We start from the raw sequence: 19022 nt of genomic DNA, 5'->3' as shown, positions 1-19022 counted from the left end.
GCACCTCCGTCGGTCAGGAGCCTCGCCGTCACCGTCGGCGCAGTACGCCCTGGGCCAGCGTGTGGGTACCGACGGCGGCCACCGCGGCGAAGGCGAGGCCCTGGGCCAGGTCCCTCGGCCGGGTCGGGCGCAGGACACCTGACCGGCGCAGCCGGCCGCGGGCCCACAGGGGGAACGGGAGAACCACGAGGGGCGTGGTCACGGAGCCAGGGGTGTAGCCGCGCATGGCCGCCGCCTGTGTCAGATGGACCAGGCCGTGCAGGCCGAAGGCGTTGAGCGCGGTCTGGTAGACGGCGGACCGGCCCCCGGTGCGGTGACCGTCGGCGCACGCGGCGGCCAGCACCACCGCCATCGCGGCGACCGCCGTGCCGAACTCCCGCGCGTCCACCGACTCCAGCCGCCGCCACACCGTCTCCGGCACCCGGGGGAACCGCTCGCGCAGTTCGGGCACATGGGTTCGTACCCAGCGCGGCACCATGACCACTTCCTCGGTGTCGTGCAGGGCCCACGCGGCCAGCAGGCCCCAAGTGGCGGCCGCAGTGAGCTTGTTCGATTCCCGTTTCATGAACCCGCAGTCTGCCAGGGCGAGCCGGTCAGCTCGCGAACGGCACCTCGGCGGAGGGCGCGGACGCCGTGCCGTCGGGATGCGCCCACAAGCCCTGCGCGCCGAGCCGGGGCAGCACGCCCTCGCCGAACCAGTACGCCTCCTCCAGGTGCGGATAGCCGGAGAGGACGAACTCGTCGATGCCGAGGGCGTGGTACTCCTTGATCCGTTCGGCGACAAGGAGAGCCCCACCGGTCTCGCATCGCGGACCATCGAATGTCACGAAGAAGTGCCGGCGAACCGCGCCTGCCCCAGCCCGCGTTGAGCGAGACCGGCCGGGAACTGCCGCCATCGACGCCGAGATGGGCAAGCCGATGGTCACCGAGGGGCTCATCCGGAGCGGCCGTCGTCGTCCTCCGCCTCGGCCACGACGAGGAAGGCGTCGGACTTCAGGTCCATCACCACGGTCACCCGCTCACCCGCGGCGCGGCGCGCGGCCGCGTACTCCTCTGCCGGCCAGGATCCTCGCGGGGCCCCGGCGGGGAACCGCTCCAGCACCTTCGCACCCATGACGGTCGGTCACCTCCGAGGTCGGCAGCGGTAAGGAACGTACATCCTGTACTTCCGCCTGCCCGGAATCGATGCGGACATGTCATCCAGTGCCGGAGCGCTTCCGGCCGCACCCGGAAAGCTCCGGACGCACACCTACACATAAAGAACAAATAAGAGCAAACTGGGAGTATGCGACTCTATGCGCATACCGCACCAGACGCGGCCTGGCCTGCAAAGTCAAAGGAGACGAGTCATGGCCAACCTGCACAGAGGTGACATATCAACCCACCCCGATGTCTCCGAAATGCGGGCACGCTACGCCCGCATGCTCGGCGGTCGTGATGTGGCGCTCGTGGACGGCCCGGTCTTCCTGCTCGGGCTCTACTGCGCGGCATCTCCGTGGATCGTGCACTACGCGGCGAGCCAGCCCGCGCTCATGACCCACAACCTGATCCTGGGCATAGCGATAGGCCTGCTGGCACTGGGATTCACCCGGGCCCCCGAGCGGATGTACGGCCTCAGCTGGGCCATGTGCGCCATGGGCATCTGGCTGATCATCGCCCCCTGGATCGTGGGCAGCGGCCCGGACAAGGGCGTGATCATCAACAACGTCGTCATCGGCGCAGTGGCCCTCGCGCTCGGGCTGCTCTGTGCCGGTACGGCGGCGAAGAGCACCTCCAGGCCGTAGCGGGAGCCGCGAGCGAACGAAGAACAGGAAGAACCGGCAGCACGTGAGGCCGGTCCGCCCGGGCGGGCCGGCCTCCCTCGCGCCCGCTCAGCGCCCCGGCACCAGCCAGGGCTCCTGCGGCAGGGTCCGGCCGGTCTCCAGCAGCGACTTGAGGTTGGACAGCACGGCCGGCCAGCCCGCCGCCACGTCCGAGCGCTCACCCTCGTCATTGAGGTCCTCGTGTACGACGGTCAGCCGGACGATGTCCTCGTACGGCCGGATCTCGAAGGTGACGCGGGAGTGCCGGTCCTCCCGGCCCTCCTCGTCGGGCGCGGCCCAGGTGGTCACCAGCCGGGTCGGCGGCCGGCTCTCCACCACCTTGCCGACCACGTCGGCGACGCCGGAGCCGTCGGTGCGCACATGCGCCCAGCGGGAGCCGGGCCGCCAGTCGGACTCGTTGCGGTGGCCCCAGTAGGCGGCCGTCAGGTCGGCGTCGGTGAGCGCCTCCCAGACCTTCTCGGGCGTGCTCGCGATGTAGGTGACGTACACAAAACTCGGCTTGTCGGTCATGGCTTCCTCGGCTCGTCGCTTCAGGGCACCGAGCGCGCCCAGGCGCGGGCGCTCGAACTTGTCGATCCACCGCTCCTGGATCTCGTGGAGCGGTACGGGGTTGAGGTAGTGCAGCTTTTCCCGCCCCCGCCGCACCGTGCTGATCAGGTTGGCGGCCTCCAGGACGGCCAGGTGCTGGGTGACCGACTGGCGCGTCATGGCGATGCGCTCGCACAGCTCGCCCAGGGTCTGGCCGTTGTTCTCGTGGAGCCGGTCCAGCAGACGCCTGCGCGTGTCGTCGGCCAGCGCCTTGAAGACCTTGTCCATCCCCGTGTCGTCTTCTGATTGCACACTCAACGTTATGCAGGTGATTACTTGCATGTCAAGGATGCCCAGGCTCGTTCACGCGTTTCCTGCGGAAATGATGGCTGGGCAACGGATTATGCACCGATTCGAGAGGAACGATACGAACATCTGTGTTCCATGACGTATGGAAGGCCTTGATGAACGGTCCGTAGCGCCGAAGACACACCGACGAACGAAACCGATCGAAGGACAGTTCACCGATGCGGGCTCTTCGCACCCTGGTCAAGACGGTGCGGCTCGCGGACAAGCTCTCCGTCGCCAAGGTCTACACGACGGGCAAGCACCGTTTCGAGGCCGAGATCTGGGCCAAGGGCAAGAAGTTCGGGACGCTCGTCGCCAAGGGCAAGCCGGCCCACGGCCAGAACAACGGCCTGCATGTGACGCTCCATCCGAACGGCAGGGTGACGTCCTGGGTCGAGCGGGCCGAGCCGAAGCCCAAGCCGCAGCCCGTCGCCAAGCGCGTCCTCGTCGTAACGAGGACGCTGGCCGACGACGCCTCGACCGCCAAGGTCTACAAACTGGGCCCCAACCACTACGAGGCCGACATCTACGCCGACGGCACCAAGCTCGACACCCTCGTCGCCAAGGGCCGCTCCGCCTGCGGCCAGGACAACGGGCTCCATGTGGCCCTCCAGCCGGACGGACAGCTGACGTCCTGGGTCGACGACGCCCCGAAGACCGAGACGGCGAACGACACCTCGGACACCGTCACCCCGGCCGAGCCCACTGTCGTCGTACGGACCAACTGACCACAGCGGCGGACGAATGGGCGATGCGGACCTCGCGACGGTCACCCCGCCGATGCGCGTCGACGGCGGCATCCCGCCCTGGATTCCCGTCAGCCACGCAGACGGTGAACCCCGGACGGTGGTACCACCCCGCCCACGCGACAGGTCAGCCACACGTCCCTGGCCAGTTCGGGCCGCCCCGGCACCGGCCGGGGTTCCCGCGTCCAGGCGTCCCCGGCGAGGTCCGACCCCACGCGGTGCCAGAGGACCACGGCGGCCGGGTTGTCGTACTGAAAGGCGATCCGCCATGGACCGGGCGCCGGGTGAGCACCGCGCGCACGGCCCACAGCCCGACGCCCTGCGCCGCGCGCCGCGGACCACGAAGAAACTGTTCAGCACCCGCACCGGGCGGTCGAGTCCGCGCACGAACGCGGAGCCGGCCGGGTGTGCGCCGCACACGAGCAGATACGGCGCCCAGCCGGGCCGGGTGAAGGCGCTCTCGACCCACTCGCCGCGGAAGGTGCCGTCGGGGGCGGGCAGGACGCTCCGCACGCCGGACAGGTCATGGCGGAACATCGGCCACAGCCGCTCCGCGGTGGGCCGGTCCTCGGCGGTCGCGGGGCGGACGGTGGCGAGGGGTAGGACGGTTTCGGTCATGGAACGAGAGCCTCCCCGGCGGACTCGGGTCCGGGCCGGGGAGGCTCTGCGAAGACTGCCGTAACTCCGCCCCCGCGCGGGCCCGTTGCTCATCCCACGGGTGCCACGTCGGGGTCCGTGCCCGCCAGGTACTCCTCGGTGATCTCCTTCGCCCCGAACGGCCACACCTTCTCCAGCCGCGCCCAGACGGCGAAGGCCACACAGCCGAGGGCCAGCCACGCCAGGGACCACTCGATGGGGTGGCGGCCCGGGGAGTTCTTGTCGGCGTAGCCGTAGATCACGCACCAGCCGATGAACGCGACGATGCCGGGCAGCGGATACAGCCACATCCGGTACGGACGGCGCAGCGTCGGCTGCCGTTTGCGCACGACGGTCAGCGCCACGATCTGGGCGAGCGCCTGGACGATCACCATGACCGTGGTGAGCAGCTGGATCAACGTCGCAAGGTCGGTGTGGCGGCCGATCAGGAAGCCGACGGCGGTGATCACCCCCATGGTCGCGAGGCCCAGCATCGGAAACCGGTGTCTGGGGTGCAGCTTCTCGTACGGGCGGAAGAACACGCGCTCGCGGGCGGCGTCGTAGGGGACGCGTGAGCCGCCGAGCAGGCCGGTGAAGACCGAGGCGAAGGCAGTGACCAGGATCAGCACGGTCACCGTGTCGGCGGCGCCCTTGCCCCAGGTCTTCTCCAGCACCGCCGAGGCGACCGAGGTGGAGGCGATGTCGTGCGGGTCGGTCATACGCCGCCAGTCGACCACTCCGAGGGTGCCGATCTGGAGCAGCAGGTAGATCACCATGATGCCGAGGATGGAGAGGAGGATCGAGCGCGGGAGCGTGCGGCCGGGGTCCTTGATCTCGGCGCCCATGTACGCGGTGGTGTTGTAGCCCAGGTAGTCGTAGATGCCGATGGTCAGGCCCGCGGCGAAGCCGAGCCAGAAGTGGTTGCCCGTCAGGTCGAAGGCGCCCGAGGGGTAGGTGAAGGCCAGGTGCGGGCTGAAGTCGGTGGCGGCGGCGACGATCACCAGGAGCACCGAGGCGATCATCACGGCCCACATCACGGCGGTGATCCGGGCGATGTGCTCGATGCCGCGCCAGAGCAGGAGCACGACCAGGGCGATGATGCCGAGCCCGATCAGGTCGCCGGCGGTCTGCCCGAGGTGCGGGGCGAGGTAGCCCAGGTACTGGATGAAACCGACCACGCCCGTGGACATGATCAGCGGGATGAAGAGCATGGCCGTCCACACGAACAGGAACGGCATCAGCCGGCCCGTGCGGTACTGGAATGCCTGGCGCAGATAGACGTAACTGCCGCCGGATCCGGGCATGGAGGCGCCCAGTTCGGCCCAGACCAGTCCGTCGCACAGCGCGAGGACGGCGCCCGCGACGAAGCCGATGACCGCCTGCGGGCCGCCGAACGCGGTGACCATCAGCGGGATCGTGACGAACGGGCCGATGCCGCACATCTGGCTCATGTTGATGGCCGTGGCCTGGAACAGGCCGACACGGCGGACGAAACCACCCGTGGGTGGCGGGCTACCGGACATGGGGACTCCTGACGCCACGGGCGCGCTCGACGGCACCTGGTGGGCTGACTGGCCGATAAAGTTAAGGAGCCTTACTAGATGCGTCAAGTATGCGCCGGGAATACATGAGAATGGTCCGATGACCGTCAGTGACGCCGAAGAGCAGCACGAACAGCCCTGGAGCCGCCGGCGGCTGCGCAGCACCAACGAGCGGCTTCTGCTGGACCGGCTGCGCGCCCTCGGCGCCGCCTCGCGTGCCCAACTGGCCCGGGAGACCGGGCTGTCCAAGCCGACGGTCTCCAGCGCGCTGGCCTCCCTGGAGACGGCCGGGCTGGTGCACGAGGTCGGCACCCACGCCCCGGAGCGCGGGCGCACCGCGGTGCTCTACGCCCCCGACCCGGCCGCCGGGTACGCGCTCGGCGTGGACATCGGCCGCGGCTGGCTGCGGGTGGCGGTGGTCGATCTGGACGGCACGGTCGTCGCCCGGGCCGACGTACGCAACCGGGCCCGCGCCTCCGCCGCGCTGGCCGGCCTGGTCGTGGGCACCGCCCGCCAGGCGATCGCGGGCTCGGGCGTGGACCCGGCCGCAGTGGTGCACGGGGTGGTCGGCACGCCCGGCGTCTACGACGAGAAACAGCGGCGGGTGCGGTACGCGATGCATCTGCCGGGCTGGGGGCGCGCCGGACTCGTCGACCGGATGCGCGAGGAGCTGGGGGTGCCGCTGGAGGTGCACAACGACGCCAACCTCGCCGCGCTCGGCGAGTACACCTACGGCGTCGGCACGGGCAGCCGGCTGTTCGCCTACATCCTGATCGGCACCGGACTCGGGATGGGCGTCGTGAGCGAGGGGCGGCTGTTCACGGGGGCACACGGGCTGGCCGGCGAGATCGGCTTCCTGCCCTGGCCGGGGCGGCAGAAGCCGGAGCGGCTGGAGGACGCGGTGTCCGGGGTGGCCGTGGTGGAGGCCGCCCGGGAGTTCGGGATGAGCGGGCAGCTGACGGCGAAGGCGGTCTTCGACGCGGCCCGGCAGGGCGATCCGGCGGCCCTGCGGGCGGTGGAGCTGGAGGGCGAGCGGATCGCGCACACGGTGGCGGCGGCCGCCGCCGTGCTCGACCCGGACCTGGTGGTGCTCGGCGGCGGCGTCGGCCACAGCGTCGACCTGCTGCTACGGCCCGTCCAGGAGCATGTGCGCACCCTCACCCCGCTGCGCCCGCGGATCGCGCCGAGCCGGCTCGGCGAGGACGCGGTGCTGCTCGGCGCGGTGGCCACGGCGCTGGACACGGCCCGGGACCTGGTCTTCGAGCGCAGGACGGCCGGAACCTGACAGGCCGAAGAGCGCGGGTACGAACGGTCGTTGACACGGTCGGCTCAGCGCCCTAGCTTGAGCCGAGTTAGTAAAGTTTCCTAACTTTACAAGGCCGGAGCCCTGCCATGCCTTCTCGCCCCGCCCTCGGACGCCGGTACGCCGTCACCGCGCTGGTCCTCGGCCTCCTCGGCTCCCTGACCAGCGGCGTCTGGGCCGGCGCCCGGCAACCGGCGGCGCCACACGGACACGCCCGGACCACCCACGTCCCCTCGGCGGCCGGCACCGGCACCCCGCTCGCCGGTTACGCCATCCAGTCCTCCGCGAAGGTGAGCGACTCACCGGCGGCCGTCTCCTCCCCCGGCTATCCGGCGCGGGGCTGGTATCCGGCGGGCCCGCGCTCCACGGTCCTGGCCGCGCTGCTCGCCGACGGCGTGTACGCCGATCCGTTCTTCTCCACCAACCAGCAGAAGATCCCCAGGGCCGACTTCCAGGTCCCCTGGTGGTACCGCTCCGACTTCACCGTCGAGGACACCGCGCGGCGCACCTTCCTCGACTTCAGCGGGGTGATCTCGGCGGCCGACGTCTACGTCGACGGCCGGCAGGTGGCGAAGACCGCGGAGGTCACCGGCGCCTACACGCACCACGAGCTGGACATCACCTCGCTGGTCAGGTCCGGCACCAACACCGTCGCCTTCCGCATCCAGCCCGACGACCCCGACAAGGACCTCACCATGGGCTGGATCGACTGGCTCCAGCCGCCGCCCGACCGGAACATGGGCATCGTCCGGGACGTCCTGGTACGCACAGGCGGCCCGGTGGCGCTGCGTGACGCGCACGTCGTCACCAGGCTCGCGGTGCCGTCGCTCGCCTCCGCCGACCTGACGGTGAAGGCGCAGGCCCGCAACGACACCGGCAGCGCGGTCACCGCCGAGGTCACCGGACACATCGGCGCGACGGGCTTCACCCGGCAGGTCCCGCTCGCCGCCCACGAGACGAAGACGGTCACCTTCTCCCCCGCCGACACCCCGGCTCTGCATCTCACCGCGCCCAAGGTGTGGTGGCCGGCCGGGATGGGCGGACAGCCGCTGTACGAGCTCGACCTCACCGCGTCCGTCGCCGGTGCGACCTCGGACACCACGCACGAGAGCTTCGGCATCCGCGATGTCCAGGCACCGCTCGACCCGGACGGCGCCCGCCGGTACCGGATCAACGGCCGCACGCTGCTGATCAAGGGCGGCGGCTGGTCGCCGGACGAGTTCCTGCGCTGGGACAGCCGGTACGTCGAGGACCGGCTGAAGTACGCCGTCGACCTCGGCCTGAACACGATCCGCCTCGAAGGGCACCTGGAGCCGGACGAGTTCTTCGACCTGGCCGACCGGTACGGCATCCTCACGCTGCCGGGCTGGGAGTGCTGCGACAAGTGGGAGGGCAACGTCAACGGGGCCGACGAGCCCGGCGAGCCGTGGACCGAGGCCGACTATCCGGTGGCGAAGGCGTCCATGGCCGCCGAGGCCGCCCGGCTGCGCGACCACCCGAGCGTGATCTCCTTCCTGATCGGCAGCGACTTCGCACCCGACGCGAAGATCGAGAAGGCCTATCTGGACGCCCTGCGGGCCGCCGACTGGCCCGACCCGGTGGTCTCCGCCGCCTCGGCCAAGTCCTCACCCCGGCTGGGCAGTTCGGGCATGAAGATGACCGGCCCGTACGACTGGGTGCCGCCGGGCTACTGGTACGCCAAACGCGAGGGCGGAGCCACCGGCTTCAACTCCGAGACCAGCGCGGGCCCCAGCATCCCGACCCTCGACACCCTGCGCCGCATGCTGACCCCGGCCGAACTGGACACCCTCTGGAAGGACCCGGCGGCCAGGCAGTACCACCGCTCGCCGTCCTCGGTCTTCGGCACGCTCAAGATCTACGACGCCGCCCTCACCGGCCGCTACGGCGCCCCCACCGGCCTCGCCGACTATGTGCGCAAGGCCCAGCTGGCCCAGTACGAAAACGTCCGCGCCCAGTTCGAGGCCTACGACCGCAACGCCACAGACGCGTCGAAACCCTCGACCGGGGTGATCCACTGGATGTTCGACAGCGGCTGGACGTCCCTGCACTGGCAGCTGATGGACCGCTACCTGGACCAGGGCGGGGCCTACTTCGGCGCGAAGAAGGCGAACGAGCCGCTGCACATCCAGTACTCGTACGACAACCGCTCGGTCGTCGTCGTCAACCACCGGCCGGCCTCCGCGACCGGACTCACCGCACGGGCCACCCTGTTCGACCCCGACGGCACACAGAGGTACGACAAGACCGTGACCGGGCTGACGGTGAGCGGCGACGGGGCGCACGGAACGGCCCTCACCCTGCCGTCCTCGGTGGGCGGGCTGTCGTCGACGTATCTGCTCCGCCTCGTGCTGACGGGCGCGGACGGCCAGGAGGTGAGCCGGAACGTGTACTGGCTCTCCACCCGGCCCGACACGCTGGACTGGTCCGGCACCACCTGGTACTACACGCCGACGACGAGCTACGCGGACCTCAGCGGGCTCGCCTCGATGGCGCAGGTACCGGTGTCGGCGACGGCGGCCACGGAGTCCTCGGACGGCACGTCGACCACGACGGTCACTCTGCGCAACACAGGAAGCGGGAAGACCCCGGCGCTGCTGGCGGACGTCCACCTCGTGGACGCGCGGGGGGAGCCGGTGCTGCCGGTGCGCTGGTCGGACAACGAGGTGAGCCTGTGGCCGGGCGAGTCGGTGACGCTGACCGCGACCTACCGGACGGCCGATCTGCACGGCTCGGCGCCGCGTGCGCGGGTCTCCGGCTGGAACACGCCGGAGCGGACGGTGCCGGCCGCCTGAGCCGCGGGTGGGGCCCGGCACATGGCCGGGCCCCGGTACGTCAGGCGACGTTGAGCGCGGTGTCGTCGACGACGAACGAGGTCTGGTACTTGGAGCCCTCGGTGCCGGTGAACTTCAGCGTGACGGTCTGCCCGGCGTAAGCGCTGAGGTCGAAGCTGCGCTGGGTGTAGCCGGAGGCCGCGTTGAGGTTCGAGTAGGTGGCCAGGGTGCCCAGGACCGTGCCGGAGCTGCCCAGAACCTGGACGTTGAGCGTGTCGTAGGCCGTGCTGGTCGAGGTCTCCGCGGTGTCGACGTGCAGATAGAAGCTGAACGTGGCGGTCGAGCAGCCGGACGGGATGGTCACGTTCTGGGAGAGGGTGTCGGTGGTGGCGGTGCCGTAGCCGTCGAGCCAGGCGTAGTACGAGCCCGAATGGGCAGCCTCACCGGTCGAGTTGGTGATGACGCCGCTGGACGCGCTCCACGCGCTGGTGCCGGACTCGAAGCCGTTGTTGCCGAGGAGCTGGGCGGCGGTGCAGGTGCCGGTACCACCACCGCCTCCGCCACCACCGCCGCCGCCGCTGGTGCCCGAACCCGCCAGCCAGGCGGTGGCGTTGAGGGCGAGGGCCGCGTTGGTGGCGCTGGAGTCGTGCCAGCCGTCGTACAGGGTGTTGCCGGCCTGGCCGGTGCCGTCGTCGATCGGGGAGCTGTCGCCCCAGTAGGCGACGCGGCCACTGCCGAAGGTGCTGGTGAGGAAGAAGGCACCGGTGTTGCCGGAGTAACCGCTGCGGTAGACCAGGCCCTTGACCGAGGAGTTGTCGGCGGGCTTGAGGGTGGCGGTGGTGCCGTTGGCGATGAGGCTCTTGGTGACGGTGCCGAAGGAGCCGTGCAGCACCGGGTCGGTGCTGTCGCTGATCGCCGCGGGGTGGTCGGAGCCGATGTTGAGCGAGTCGATCGAGAAGCCGAACGGGTCGGTGGAGTCGACGCTGTTGTTGGTCATCAGATCGTTGAGGATCTGGACCGAGTCGTAGCCGTCGTTGTTGCGGTCCGAGCCGGTGTGGTCGGAGATCATGAACAGACCGCCGCCGTTCTTCACGAAGTTCATGATCGCCGTCTTCTCGGCGCTCGTGAACAGCGTGTTCGGCTCCGGCAGGACCAGTGTGTCGAAGTTGGACAGGTCGAGCGAGGACGAGCCGCCGTAGCTGAGGCTGGAGCCCGAGGGCAGCGTCTTCAGGCTGTAGTCGCCGGTCTTCTGCAGCGCCACGCCCCAGGAGGACAGGGCGCCGGTCCAGTCGGTCTCGGCGGCCGGGGAGGAGTTCTGGCCGAGCGGGTCGGGCTGGCTGGTGGAGATGATCCAGTCGGCGTTTCCGGCCGTCTCGGCGTGGCCGTTGTCGAACAGGATGCGGTGTGAGGTGGCCGCGTGCGCGGCGGTGCCGCTGCCGACCTGGACGGCGGCTCCGGTGAGGAGCAGACCGAATCCGGCCAGAGCGGTGGTGAGTCTGCGGCGGGATCTCCTGGATCCAAGCATCCGGCGAAACCTCCATGAGGGGTGGGGAGAGGCGGTGCGGGCGCCAAGTCTGCGCGCGTAGAGCCCGCTTGAGGGTTCTACACGCGTCGATTGGTTGAAAGGTACATGGCATGAAGGCCCGGTGAACAGAAAGTCCCGGCAATAACCGGAGCGGACCGCTTCCGCCTCCTGCGGCCGCCCCCGGACGCGCCGTTGACGCGGGGTCAGCTCCCGTACAGGTAGGGGGTGGTGGTGCTCAGCGCGTGGAAGCCGAGGCGCTGCAGGACCGGGCGGCTCATGGGTGAGGCGTCGACCTGGAGATAGCGGTAGCCGTGGGCGGCGGCGACGCGGGCGCGATGGGTGACCAGGGCGCGGTAGACGCCCCGGCCCCGCCAGGCCTCGACGGTGCCGCCGCCCCACAGCCCGGCGAACGGGGTGCCGGGCACCAGCTCCATCCGGGCGGCGCTGACGGGTTCGTCCCCGGCGAGCGCGACCACGGCGACGAGCGTGCCGGGGTCGGCGGCCAGCCGGGCGAGCAGGCGGTGCCGCAACCGGGTGCCGTCGGTGCCGAAGGCCTTCTCGTGGACGTCCACGACCAGGTCGACCCCGGCGGGGTCGGTGGCCTGCACGAGCCGGATGCCCTCGGGGAGTTCGGCAGCCACGGCGATCCGGCCGGTCTCGCCGACCAGCAGTGTCTCCTCCTCCTCGGCCCGGAATCCGGCGGCGGTGAGCCGGGCGCCGAGATCGCCGGGCGTGTCGTGGCCGTAGAGCTTCCACTCGAAGGCGCGGCCGAGGCCGGTGAAGCAGGCGATCTGCTCATCGATCGCCCCCTGCACGCCCGCCGGGTCCAGAGCGGACCAGAGCACGCCGTTCCAGCCCTGCGCGTCCGCGATCTGGCGCACCACCGCGCCGACCCGTTCGATCCGGGCACCGGGGCCGTCGGGAGCCGCGTTCTCGCGCATGTCCCGGTCGTAGCGGGCGAGCACCGCCGTGTGATCCATGCCTCCCACTCGATCACGCGGGTCCGATCCGGGCAACGGGATCGGCGCTCAGCCTGTGGGGCGTACGGCGGCCAGGTAGGCGCTGAGCCGGTCGCGGTTGCGGGCCAGGCAGTCGATGCGGGACTGGATCCGCTCGATGTGCCCCTGGAGCAGGGCGGCGGTCTCGGGGGTCACGCACTCGGCGGGCGGGTGGAGCTCGCCGGGTCCGGAGAGGTACGGCAGGATCACGCGGATCATCTCGGTGGTCAGGCCGGAGTCCAGCAGGCCGCGGATCTGCTGGACGTCGGCGACCGCGGACTCGGGGTAGCTGCGGTAGCCGTTCTCGCTGCGTCCGGGGTGGAGGAGGTCCTGTTCCTCGTAGTAGCGCAGCAGACGGGTGGGGACGCCCGTGCGGCGCGACAGTTCACCGATCCGCATACCCGCCTCCCGCTTGACCTTCACATTGATGTCAGCCTCCGACCATGGTCGCATGTCCGTGCACTCCACGCCTTCCCAGGTCAAAGGCGGTCCGCTGCCGTGGTCGGGGCTGCTTGCCCTGTCCTGCGCCGCGTTCACCGCCGTCATGACGGAACTCCTGCCGGCCGGGCTGCTGCCCGCGATGGCGCCCCCGCTCGGGGTCGGCGAGTCCCGGATCGGCTATCTGGTCACCGCGTACGCGGCGGCCTCCTTCCTGGCCGCCGTCCCGCTCACGACGGCCCTGCGCGGGCTGCCGCGGCGCCCGGTGCTGTGCGGCGCCCTGCTCGGCTTCGCGGTGAGCAACACGCTGGTCGCGCTGTCGCCGTCGTACCCGCTCACCTTCGCGGCCCGGCTGCTGGCCGGCGCGATGGGCGGCACCCTGTGGGCGATGCTGGCCGGGTACGCGGCCCGGATGGTGCCGGCCGAGCGGCGCGGGCGGGCCATCGCGGTCGTGCTCGCCGGGATCACCCTGGCCCTGTCGCTGGGGGTGCCCGCCGGTACCGCGCTGGCCGGTGCGACGGGCTGGCGTGCGGCCTTCGGGACGCTGGCCGTGCTCGCCGTGGCGCTCGTGGGCTGGATACGGCTGCGGGTGCCCGGTTTCCCCGGCGAACCGGCGCACGCGCGCGTACCGCTCACCCGGGTCGCCCTGCGCCCCGGCATCCGCCCGGTGCTGTCGGTGACCCTGTTCCTGCTGCTGGGGCACCAGGTGATGTACACGTACGTCGCCCCGTTCGCCGGGCATGCCGGGTACGGCCGTACGGGCCTGCTGCTCGCGGTGTTCGGCACGGCCACGGTGGCCGGGATCTGGGTCACCGGGGTCCTGATCGACCGCCGTCTGCGCGGCACGCTGCTCGTGGCGATCGCCCTGTTCACCGGGGTGCTGCTGGTGCTGGGGCTGGCGGCGCATGCGCACCCGCTGCTGGTCGGGGCGGTGGCCGTGTGGGGGGTGGCCTTCGGCGGGGCGCCGACGCTGATCCAGACCGCGCTGGTCGACGCCTGCGGACCCGCCGAGGCCGATGTGGCGACCTCGTTGCAGACGACGGTGTACAACGTGGGGATCGCCGCCGGTTCGCTCACCGGTGGCGTGGCGCTGGACGTGCTGGGCGCGGGCGCCCTGCCGTGGACCGCCCTCCCGCCGGCCGTGCTGGCGCTGGCGACGGTCGCGGCGGGCCGCCGGTACGCCTTCCCGCGGCTGCGGCGCTCCGCCGCCCCGGAGCCGGACGTGCCGGCCGGGCCCGTGCGGGTGGCCGTGGCGTGCGCCGCCGGGGATCATGCCGCGAGGAGGTCGGTGGCCGGTGGTGAGGGAGGGTGAGCTGCCGCTGCGGACCGGGCGAAGGAGAGATCCGGGGGAGCGACCGGCCACGGCTGCCGCTGACGCCCGGCGCAACACCCCTGAGCCTCAGCCGAGTTCGAGGGTGGTGACACCGAACACGCGGTGCCGCGCGTGCTCGCGCACCGGCCCGGTGTACATGCGGGCGGTCTCGAACGAGGCCCGGAATCCGGCCGCTTCGGCGAGCGCGACGCCGGCCGCGTTCGGCTCGGGCACGTCGATGGCGACCTCGCGTCCGGCGATGCCGGCCGTGACGGCGGCGAACAGGGCGCGGGCGTCGTCGGCGGTGTCCGCGAAGAGGGGGCCGATGCGCAGGGTGTCGCGGCCGGGCCGGAGCACGCCGTAGCCGGTGAGGCGGGCGCCGTCGTGGCGGACGAAGGCCCGGTGGCCGGGGCCGGTGAGCCACTCGCCGAGGAAGCGTGGACGGTCGGCCGGGTAGCAGGCGCTGTCGTAGGCGGTGATCGCGGCGAGGTCGTCCGGCCCGGCCGGGCGGACACCGACCGGCATCTCGGCCCGCGGGGCGGTGCCGGTGAACCGGATGGTGCGGTAGGCGAGTTCGAACCCGGACTGGCGGTAGTTGTCCTGCTGGGCGACCACGCCGTCCAGACCCACGGTGCGGTCGCCGGCATGGGCGAGGGCGGTCTTCCAGGTGATCAGGCCGTGGCCGTGGCCGCGCAGGTCGGGGCGGACGAGGTAGCAGCCCAGGAAGGCGTACTCCGAGCCGTAGTTCACCACGGAGATGGCCGACACCGGCTCCCCGTCGATACGGCCGAGGAAGAACCCCTCGGGATCCTGGGCGAAGAACGCGGGCCCGTCGGACAGTCCGGGATTCCAGCCCTCCGCGGCCGCCCATCCGGCGATCACCGGCCAGTCGGCGAGGGTGGCCTGGGTGACGAGGAGGTCGTGGGGGGCCGCAGGGGTCATAGGTGCGCTCCATTTCCGTCGGGACCGGACTGCCGTGCCGCATCCTTCCGGATCAACGGGGGCCGCGCCACGGGAAGATCAGCCGTTGCGCACGCCGCGGCCCGGCCGTCGAGGGCACGCAGCAACGGAAGCAGCGACGCGAGGACGAACACCCCGAAGAGGGTGATGGGCAGCAGCCCCACGGGGCGCAGCAGGTCCGCCGGATCCTCCTTCACCCAGGGCCAGTTGACGTACCAGTTGGCGAGGACGTCCAGCGCCATCACGGCGCCCGCCAGCCGGATGCCCCAGGGCCGCGCCCGCAGCGCCAGGACGACGGCCAGGGGATCCAGGACCACCAGGGCGACGAAGAAGATCTGCAGGGGAAGGGGGCCGAAGCCCGTGTAGGCGTGGAGTCCGCCGCGCACCAGGTCGAGGACGTGAGAGCAGGTCCCCTCCAGGAATCCACCGGCGTACACCGCGAGAGTCCAGCGCGCCGGGCGTGGCAGCCCCCGCCATCGTTCCCGTATGCCGTCCGTCACCGGATCAACCTACTGCACCGTGCGGATCTGCCCGGTCCGATCCGGACGAGGCCCCACCGGGCCGGCGTCCGGTGGGGCCTTCGGCGGGAGGTGGGTCAGCGGGTGCGGCCGGGGCGGAAGCGGCGGTAGAGGACCGTGCCCGTGAGGAGGAGTGCGGCGCTGCCGGCGACGACGGGAGCGGTGACGTCGGTGCCGGTGTGGGCCAGCGTGGAGGTGGCCGGCCGCGCGGCCGGGCGTGGCGCGTGGGGATGGTGCTGCACGGGCGCCCGGTGCCTCGGTGCCGGGTGGTGCGGGGTGCGGGGCTGGTGGCCGGGGCCGTTGACCGACTGGTTGCCCTCGGTCGCGTTGCCCACCCCGACCACGTTGACGCTGTTGCCGGTGACGTTCACCGGCAGGTCGACGGGGACCTGGATGCCGTTGCCGGACAGGGCGCCGGGCGAGTCCTGCGCGCTGCCGTGCGCAAGGGCCCCGTCGGACGCCGCGGAACCGGCCGTGCCGGTGTCGCGGTTGGCGCATGCGTTGCCGACGGCCGGGTTGAGCAGCCCGACGACGCTCACGGTGTTGCCGCACACGTTCACCGGCACGTGCACCGGGAGCTGGATGCCGTTGCCGGAGATCAGCCCGGGCGAGCCGGCCGAGGAGCCGGCGGCGGCGGCTCCGCCCGCCGCTGCGGCGGCCACCGGAAGCGCCACGACCATCGCACCGGAGGCGGCGGCGACGGCGATCACACCGTTACGGGTAGCCCGTCTCATAGGTTCCCTGCCTTCCAGACTTCGTCGCGGGCAGTCGCCCGCATCCCGTAAAACGCCGGCGAACCGTCAGAGTTATGGCTAATCGGTCTTTCACCCCGTCGAGCGACAGTGTTATCGAACTGCATGTAAAGCGACTCAATGATCACCAAGAGGCATGGAGGGCGCGAAGCGTACGGCACCGGACGCCCTCCCGCTCGCCCGGAGGCGGGCCGCCCGGGGCCCGCATATGGTGATCGGAGGGCGCCGTGCCCGGTCCGCGACAGGCGTCCCGGGAGGCATCGATGCTGGCCAAGCTGTCCACACGGCTCGCCGTGCGGCGCTGCGCGGGTGCCGGGACTCTCGTCCTGGCGCTGCTGGGCGCCGGGCTGCCCGCCGCCAGGGCCGACCAGCCGCAGCCCGACCTGTCCCGGTTCTACCGGCAGAAGGTGACCTGGGCCGCCTGCAAGGGCCCGGACATGCCGAAGGACCTCCAGTGCGGGAAGGTCACCGTCCCGCTCGACTACGCCCGGCCCCGCGCGGGCACGCTCGACCTGGCCCTGGCCCGCTACCAGGGCACGGGGAGGAAACAGGGCTCTGTGGTGCTGAACTTCGGCGGGCCGGGCGGTGCGGGCATACCTGAACTGGCCGCCGACGGCAGTGAGTTCATGGACCTGACCAACGGCTACGACGTGGTCACCTTCGACCCGCGCGGCGTCGGCCGGTCCTCCCCTGTCACCTGCGGCGAGGGCGGCGACGAGGCCGCGGCCGCGACGGAGGACAGCGCCGACCTGAGCCATCCCAAGACACTGCTCGAGACGTTGCGGAAGGCCGCCGCCGAGTGCGCCAGGCGCTCCGGCCCCGTGCTGGCCCACATAGGCACCGTGAACGCCTCCCGCGACCTGGACGTCATCCGCCAGGCCCTCGGCGACAGGAAGCTCAACTACCTCGGTTTCTCCTACGGAACGCGGCTCGGCGCGGTGTATGCGGCGCAGTTCCCGCACCGGGTGGGCCGGCTCGCCCTCGACGGCGTGGACACCCTGACCGAGCCGCTGTCCGAGCAGGGCGTGGCCGGCGCCGAGGGGCAGCAGACCGCGCTGGACGATTTCCTGGACTGGTGTACGACGGACGTCGCCTGTCCGTTCGGCCAGGACCGGCGTGCGGCAGGGGACCAGGTGGTGCGGCTGGTGCACTCGCTCGACGCGAACCCGGTCCCGACGGGCTCCGGCGGCAAGTTCTCCGGGCAGGACCTGGTGGGCGCCATCGGGCAGGCGCTCTACAGCAAGCAGCTGTGGCCGTCGCTGGAGCGCGCCCTGACCTCGCTGATCCAGGACGGCGACACGCGGGGCGTGCTGAACTTCGCGACCGCGGGCGACGCACTCTCCGGCGAGCGGCAGCGCGGGAACGGCGGTCTGGTCGATCCGCAGGACGTCCCGGTGGACAACCTGCCGACCGCGCTGATGGCGATCAACTGCGCCGACGACCCCGACCGGCCCGACGCGGCCCAGCTCACCAAGGACCTCAAGAACCTGCAGGCCGCCTACGACCAGGCCTCGCCGGTCTTCGGCCGCTACCGGCTCATCCAGCTCCTCATGTGTTACGGCTGGCCCAAGGGCACCGACTTCATCCGCGACCGGGTGAAAGACGTACAGTCGGCGAAGATGCTGCTCGTGGGCACGCGCGGCGACCCGGCGACGCCCTACCGGTGGACCGTGGAGACGGCCGCGCGGCTCGGCCCCTCGGCCGTGGTGCTGGACAACAAGGGCGACGGCCACACCGGGTACACCTCGTCCAAGTGCGTGCACCGCAAGACCGACGATTTCCTGCTCTACGGCTACCTGCCGCCGAACGGCAGTTCCTGTCCGGCGAACGGCGAGGACTGGAGCGGGACCACGGACACCGCCGGCCGATGACCGTGCCGGCGCAACCGGGCAGCCGGCACGAAACCGGCACAACCTCCCGGTCGCCCCGGCCGTCACACTGGACGGGCGTGCTTCGGCCGCCGTATCCCGTACGTGACCGCGACAGGGGGAAACGCCATGCGTATCCGCGCCGCCATCGTCGTACCCGCCGCCTCGGCCGCCGCGGCCGTCCTGCTGCTGACCGCGCCGCAGAGCCAGGCTGCCACGGCCCATGCCCAGCCCGTCCGCTGCGCCGAGAAGTCGCTGACGGTCCGGGCGAAGGCCGCGGCCGGCGATCCGGCCGTGGTGCGGGTCGGTGTCACCAACCGCGGCGCCCGTGCGTGCGTCGTCGACCGCGTGCCCACGGTGACCTTCGGGGACCTGGACGGCGCCGCGCTGCCGACGCCTCAGGGCGGCGCCGGCACCTACCGGCTCGCGCCGGGCCGGACCGCCTACGCCGACGTCCGGACGATCGGCGACCCGGCGGACCCCGAGGCCCGCCGGGTGGACACCGTGACGGTGGCCGCCTCGGCCGCGCACCGGGGCCGCGCCTTCACCGCCGCACACCTCGGCACCGGCCGGCAGGTCCCCGTGTGGGAACCGGTGACGACATGGTGGCAACCCACGACGGCCGCCGCGGACCGGACCATCGGCCTCAGCCGGTGACCACCTCGGGGGCGTAGACCTCCAGCCAGCACGCGAGGCCCAGCGCGCGCCCGGGGCCACGCCTTCACCGCCGCACACCCCGGCACCGGCACGCAGGTCCCCGTGTGGGAACCGGTGACGACATGGTGGCAACCCACGACGGCCGCCGCGGACCGGACCATCGGCCTCAGCCGGTGACCACCTCGGGGGCGTAGACCTCCAGCCAGCACGCGAGGCCCAGCGCGCGCCCGGGGCCACGCCTTCACCGCCGCACACCCCGGCACCGGCACGCAGGTCC

The 19022-nt window shown here is 71.7% G+C and carries 18 protein-coding genes and 1 pseudogene; 7 read left to right on the top strand and 12 right to left on the bottom strand.

The window, feature by feature from the left end:
- Positions 1 to 28 precede the first annotated feature (28 nt).
- The 3 genes from BFF78_RS38875 to BFF78_RS38865 all read right to left on the bottom strand — a co-directional run bounded on the left by BFF78_RS38875 (position 29) and on the right by BFF78_RS38865 (position 1114).
- Positions 29 to 565: an HXXEE domain-containing protein gene (locus tag BFF78_RS38875; RefSeq protein ID WP_069782741.1), complete on the bottom strand. Its 537-nt coding sequence runs from the start codon at positions 563 to 565 to the stop codon at positions 29 to 31.
- A 28-nt stretch (positions 566 to 593) separates the two neighbouring features.
- A complete protein-coding gene (locus BFF78_RS38870; protein ID WP_069782740.1) occupies positions 594 to 827 on the bottom strand; it encodes a hypothetical protein in 234 nt (77 codons plus the stop codon).
- A gap of 107 nt (positions 828 to 934) precedes the next feature.
- Positions 935 to 1114 (bottom strand): hypothetical protein, encoded by a 180-nt coding sequence (locus BFF78_RS38865; protein WP_069782739.1) that lies wholly within the window; start codon positions 1112 to 1114, stop codon positions 935 to 937.
- Positions 1115 to 1349: 235 nt separating this feature from the next.
- On the opposite strand from BFF78_RS38865, the gene BFF78_RS38860 reads away from it, so the two are divergent.
- Positions 1350 to 1784, top strand: coding sequence for an SPW repeat protein (locus BFF78_RS38860; RefSeq protein WP_069782738.1), 435 nt, complete (start codon positions 1350 to 1352; stop codon positions 1782 to 1784).
- Between the two features lie 87 nt (positions 1785 to 1871).
- Here BFF78_RS38860 and BFF78_RS38855 read toward each other — a convergent pair whose 3' ends face one another.
- A complete protein-coding gene (locus BFF78_RS38855) occupies positions 1872 to 2639 on the bottom strand; it encodes an ArsR/SmtB family transcription factor (RefSeq protein ID WP_069782737.1) in 768 nt (255 codons plus the stop codon).
- Positions 2640 to 2878: 239 nt separating this feature from the next.
- On the opposite strand from BFF78_RS38855, the gene BFF78_RS38850 reads away from it, so the two are divergent.
- On the top strand, positions 2879 to 3427 hold the full coding sequence (locus BFF78_RS38850; RefSeq protein ID WP_069782736.1) for a hypothetical protein: 549 nt from the start codon (positions 2879 to 2881) through the stop codon (positions 3425 to 3427).
- Between the two features lie 89 nt (positions 3428 to 3516).
- On the opposite strand, the pseudogene BFF78_RS50320 reads toward BFF78_RS38850, so the two are convergent.
- Both BFF78_RS50320 and BFF78_RS38845 read right to left on the bottom strand, forming a co-directional pair.
- A pseudogene (locus BFF78_RS50320) lies at positions 3517 to 4063 on the bottom strand (GNAT family N-acetyltransferase).
- 89 nt (positions 4064 to 4152) lie between these two features.
- The gene (locus tag BFF78_RS38845; RefSeq protein WP_079161663.1) at positions 4153 to 5604 is read right to left on the bottom strand and encodes an APC family permease; all 1452 of its coding nucleotides are present in this window, start codon (positions 5602 to 5604) and stop codon (positions 4153 to 4155) included.
- A 118-nt stretch (positions 5605 to 5722) separates the two neighbouring features.
- Between BFF78_RS38845 and BFF78_RS38840 the strand changes: the two genes are divergently transcribed.
- Both BFF78_RS38840 and BFF78_RS38835 read left to right on the top strand, forming a co-directional pair.
- The gene (locus BFF78_RS38840) at positions 5723 to 6907 is read left to right on the top strand and encodes an ROK family transcriptional regulator (RefSeq protein ID WP_069782735.1); all 1185 of its coding nucleotides are present in this window, start codon (positions 5723 to 5725) and stop codon (positions 6905 to 6907) included.
- A gap of 107 nt (positions 6908 to 7014) precedes the next feature.
- Positions 7015 to 9738 carry a glycoside hydrolase family 2 protein gene (locus BFF78_RS38835; protein WP_069782734.1) on the top strand — a complete coding sequence of 908 codons (2724 nt, stop codon included), beginning with the start codon at positions 7015 to 7017 and terminating at the stop codon, positions 9736 to 9738.
- 40 nt (positions 9739 to 9778) lie between these two features.
- Here BFF78_RS38835 and BFF78_RS38830 read toward each other — a convergent pair whose 3' ends face one another.
- The 3 genes from BFF78_RS38830 to BFF78_RS38820 form a co-directional block, all read right to left on the bottom strand.
- Positions 9779 to 11242 (bottom strand): M6 family metallopeptidase, encoded by a 1464-nt coding sequence (locus tag BFF78_RS38830; protein WP_069782733.1) that lies wholly within the window; start codon positions 11240 to 11242, stop codon positions 9779 to 9781.
- A gap of 203 nt (positions 11243 to 11445) precedes the next feature.
- Entirely contained in the window at positions 11446 to 12222 is a 777-nt protein-coding gene (locus tag BFF78_RS38825; protein WP_069782732.1) for a GNAT family N-acetyltransferase, read from the bottom strand.
- A 48-nt stretch (positions 12223 to 12270) separates the two neighbouring features.
- A complete protein-coding gene (locus BFF78_RS38820; RefSeq protein WP_069784088.1) occupies positions 12271 to 12639 on the bottom strand; it encodes a MerR family transcriptional regulator in 369 nt (122 codons plus the stop codon).
- Between the two features lie 52 nt (positions 12640 to 12691).
- On the opposite strand from BFF78_RS38820, the gene BFF78_RS38815 reads away from it, so the two are divergent.
- Entirely contained in the window at positions 12692 to 13990 is a 1299-nt protein-coding gene (locus BFF78_RS38815) for an MFS transporter (RefSeq protein WP_069782731.1), read from the top strand.
- Positions 13991 to 14077: 87 nt separating this feature from the next.
- Here the strand turns inward: BFF78_RS38815 and BFF78_RS38810 are convergent, their stop codons facing one another.
- The 3 genes from BFF78_RS38810 to BFF78_RS38800 form a co-directional block, all read right to left on the bottom strand.
- On the bottom strand, positions 14078 to 14932 hold the full coding sequence (locus tag BFF78_RS38810) for a GNAT family N-acetyltransferase (protein WP_069782730.1): 855 nt from the start codon (positions 14930 to 14932) through the stop codon (positions 14078 to 14080).
- On the bottom strand, positions 14929 to 15450 hold the full coding sequence (locus tag BFF78_RS38805) for a hypothetical protein (protein ID WP_227026040.1): 522 nt from the start codon (positions 15448 to 15450) through the stop codon (positions 14929 to 14931). Before BFF78_RS38805 ends, BFF78_RS38810 begins: the two co-directional genes overlap by 4 nt.
- Before the next feature lie 95 nt (positions 15451 to 15545).
- On the bottom strand, positions 15546 to 16202 hold the full coding sequence (locus BFF78_RS38800) for a chaplin (RefSeq protein WP_099055006.1): 657 nt from the start codon (positions 16200 to 16202) through the stop codon (positions 15546 to 15548).
- 281 nt (positions 16203 to 16483) lie between these two features.
- On the opposite strand from BFF78_RS38800, the gene BFF78_RS38795 reads away from it, so the two are divergent.
- Both BFF78_RS38795 and BFF78_RS38790 read left to right on the top strand, forming a co-directional pair.
- Entirely contained in the window at positions 16484 to 18091 is a 1608-nt protein-coding gene (locus BFF78_RS38795) for an alpha/beta hydrolase (protein ID WP_069782727.1), read from the top strand.
- Positions 18092 to 18217: 126 nt separating this feature from the next.
- Positions 18218 to 18745 carry a DUF4232 domain-containing protein gene (locus BFF78_RS38790; protein ID WP_069782726.1) on the top strand — a complete coding sequence of 176 codons (528 nt, stop codon included), beginning with the start codon at positions 18218 to 18220 and terminating at the stop codon, positions 18743 to 18745.
- Positions 18746 to 19022 lie beyond the last annotated feature (277 nt).

Origin of the sequence: Streptomyces fodineus (assembly GCF_001735805.1) — a bacterium.
Classification (GTDB): Bacteria; Actinomycetota; Actinomycetes; order Streptomycetales; family Streptomycetaceae; genus Streptomyces; species Streptomyces fodineus.
Note: the sequence above shows the minus strand (reverse complement) of the source record. Positions and strands in the feature narration are given on the sequence as shown.

Bases quoted from the DNA above. Each gene is read 5' to 3' on its own strand.
- BFF78_RS38795 (WP_069782727.1), top strand. From the start codon at position 16,484: ATGCTGGCCAAGCTGTCCACACGGCTCGCCGTGCGGCGCTGCGCGGGT.
- BFF78_RS38860 (WP_069782738.1), top strand. From the start codon at position 1,350: ATGGCCAACCTGCACAGAGGTGACATATCAACCCACCCCGATGTCTCC.
- BFF78_RS38855 (WP_069782737.1), bottom strand. From the start codon at position 2,639: ATGGACAAGGTCTTCAAGGCGCTGGCCGACGACACGCGCAGGCGTCTG.
- BFF78_RS38840 (WP_069782735.1), top strand. From the start codon at position 5,723: ATGACCGTCAGTGACGCCGAAGAGCAGCACGAACAGCCCTGGAGCCGC.
- BFF78_RS38815 (WP_069782731.1), top strand. From the start codon at position 12,692: ATGTCCGTGCACTCCACGCCTTCCCAGGTCAAAGGCGGTCCGCTGCCG.
- BFF78_RS38790 (WP_069782726.1), top strand. From the start codon at position 18,218: ATGCGTATCCGCGCCGCCATCGTCGTACCCGCCGCCTCGGCCGCCGCG.
- BFF78_RS38830 (WP_069782733.1), bottom strand. From the start codon at position 11,242: ATGCTTGGATCCAGGAGATCCCGCCGCAGACTCACCACCGCTCTGGCC.
- BFF78_RS38835 (WP_069782734.1), top strand. From the start codon at position 7,015: ATGCCTTCTCGCCCCGCCCTCGGACGCCGGTACGCCGTCACCGCGCTG.
- BFF78_RS38800 (WP_099055006.1), bottom strand. From the start codon at position 16,202: ATGAGACGGGCTACCCGTAACGGTGTGATCGCCGTCGCCGCCGCCTCC.
- BFF78_RS38875 (WP_069782741.1), bottom strand. From the start codon at position 565: ATGAAACGGGAATCGAACAAGCTCACTGCGGCCGCCACTTGGGGCCTG.
- BFF78_RS38850 (WP_069782736.1), top strand. From the start codon at position 2,879: ATGCGGGCTCTTCGCACCCTGGTCAAGACGGTGCGGCTCGCGGACAAG.
- BFF78_RS38810 (WP_069782730.1), bottom strand. From the start codon at position 14,932: ATGACCCCTGCGGCCCCCCACGACCTCCTCGTCACCCAGGCCACCCTC.
- BFF78_RS38845 (WP_079161663.1), bottom strand. From the start codon at position 5,604: ATGTCCGGTAGCCCGCCACCCACGGGTGGTTTCGTCCGCCGTGTCGGC.
- BFF78_RS38825 (WP_069782732.1), bottom strand. From the start codon at position 12,222: ATGGATCACACGGCGGTGCTCGCCCGCTACGACCGGGACATGCGCGAG.
- BFF78_RS38820 (WP_069784088.1), bottom strand. From the start codon at position 12,639: ATGCGGATCGGTGAACTGTCGCGCCGCACGGGCGTCCCCACCCGTCTG.
- BFF78_RS38865 (WP_069782739.1), bottom strand. From the start codon at position 1,114: ATGGGTGCGAAGGTGCTGGAGCGGTTCCCCGCCGGGGCCCCGCGAGGA.